The organism is Micromonospora inaquosa (genome assembly GCF_003857055.1).
Lineage (GTDB): Bacteria > Actinomycetota > Actinomycetes > Mycobacteriales > Micromonosporaceae > Micromonospora > Micromonospora inaquosa.
In genome coordinates this window covers 1-1492 of the sequence record NZ_QGSZ01000115.1, presented here as the reverse complement: position 1 = coordinate 1492, position 1492 = coordinate 1, and the positions used below count along the sequence as shown (strand labels likewise).

At 68.0% G+C, this 1492-nt stretch carries 1 protein-coding gene; it reads right to left on the bottom strand.

Annotated elements, in window-relative coordinates:
• Positions 1 to 11 precede the first annotated feature (11 nt).
• Positions 12 to 1424, bottom strand: a complete 1413-nt coding sequence (locus tag DLJ59_RS02640; RefSeq protein WP_124770917.1) for an IS30 family transposase — start codon at positions 1422 to 1424, stop codon at positions 12 to 14.
• Between the last annotated feature and the right edge of the window lie 68 nt (positions 1425 to 1492).

Sequence of the window (1492 nt, the reverse complement as noted above, 5' to 3'; positions counted from 1 at the left end):
ATTGGGCGAGTTCAATCGGTCGTTGCAACACCGGGCTGTTCCAGCGAGCTTAACTGCTCGGCGAAGACCTCGGCCGGGGTCTTCCAGCCAAGGCTCTTGCGGGGCCGGTTGTTGACCGCGAGGGCGACGGCTTCGAGGTCCTCATCGGACCACCTCGACAGGTCGGTGCCCTTCGGGAAGTACTGACGCAGCAGGCCGTTGGTGTTCTCGTTCGTCGGCCGTTGCCAGGGCGAGTGCGGATCGGCGAAGAACACCTTCGTGCCGGTGTCGAGGGCGAACTGCGCATGGCCGGAGAGTTCCTTCCCGCGGTCCCAGGTGAGGGTCTTGCGCAGTTGCTGGGGCAGCTTCGTCATCGATGCTGTCAGCGCGGTGTTCATCGCGATGGCGCCGTAGCCGCCGAGCGAGGGACCGTTCTTCACGGGTGGTGTCTCGCCCCACCCCTGCAACCGAGGCAGATGCACCAGGAGCGTGCAGCGGCTGGAGCGCTCGACGAGCGTGCCGATCGCGGAACGGCCCGTCCCGATGATCAGATCCCCTTCCCAGTGCCCGGGGACCGCGCGGTCCGCGGCTTCGGCGGGGCGCTCGGACAGGACGACATCGGCAGTGACATGCCCTTGCGGCTTGTTCTGGGACCGCGCTCTGGGAACCCGCAGTGCCCGGCCGGTGCGCAGACACGCGACCAGCTCACGCTTGAGCGCTCCACGCCCCTGAATGAACAGCGACTGGTAGATCGCCTCGTGGCTGATGCGCATGGCCTCATCATCGGGGAAGTCGACACGCAGCCGGTGCGAGATCTGCTCCGGGCTCCACGCCGTCGCCCAGCGGCGGTCCTGCCGATGTGGCTTATTCAGCCCCTTCCACGCAGGCGCCTCAGGCCCGGTGACGACCGTGCCGTCGGGTCGCCGGACCCCGCCGGCGAGCCGATCCTGCACGTACTTCCGCAACCTGCCATTACTCATGAGCTTCGCGGTCTTCGGGCGCTTCGCGGCCTGCTGCGCCTTCCACTGCGCCACCAGAGCCCGATAAACCGGCTTACCGCCCCTGGTCGCCGCGTTACGGCGCAGCTCTCGTGAGATTGTTCCTGGGTCACGTCCGATCCTGCGGGCGACCTCACGCACGCCGACTCCCTGGGCGCGCAGCAGCGCGATCTCCTCGCGCTCGGCGAATGACAGGTAACGGCCGGTGGGCTCGTCCAGACTGATCGGCGGCATGCCGCCAGCGTGACGAAACCACCGGGACCCGACCGGCCACGACACACCCACAGCCTCCGCAGCCTCCAGCGTGGTTACTCCCGACGCGATCCGCCGCCAGAAGTCCCGCTGCACCGCACGAGACGGCTCCGGCCGTCCCGGTGAACGCATCGGCGGCCGCAACGCCCGATCCGACGCCCACTGTCGCCGCGCACCAGCCGGCACCGCACGCATCTGCCTCTTCCCGCGCCCCATCGCAAACCTCCGTGATCAAGGTGTTGCGACGATCAGTTGAATTCGCC

Bases quoted from the DNA above. Each gene is read 5' to 3' on its own strand.
- DLJ59_RS02640 (WP_124770917.1), bottom strand. From the start codon at position 1,424: ATGCGTGCGGTGCCGGCTGGTGCGCGGCGACAGTGGGCGTCGGATCGG.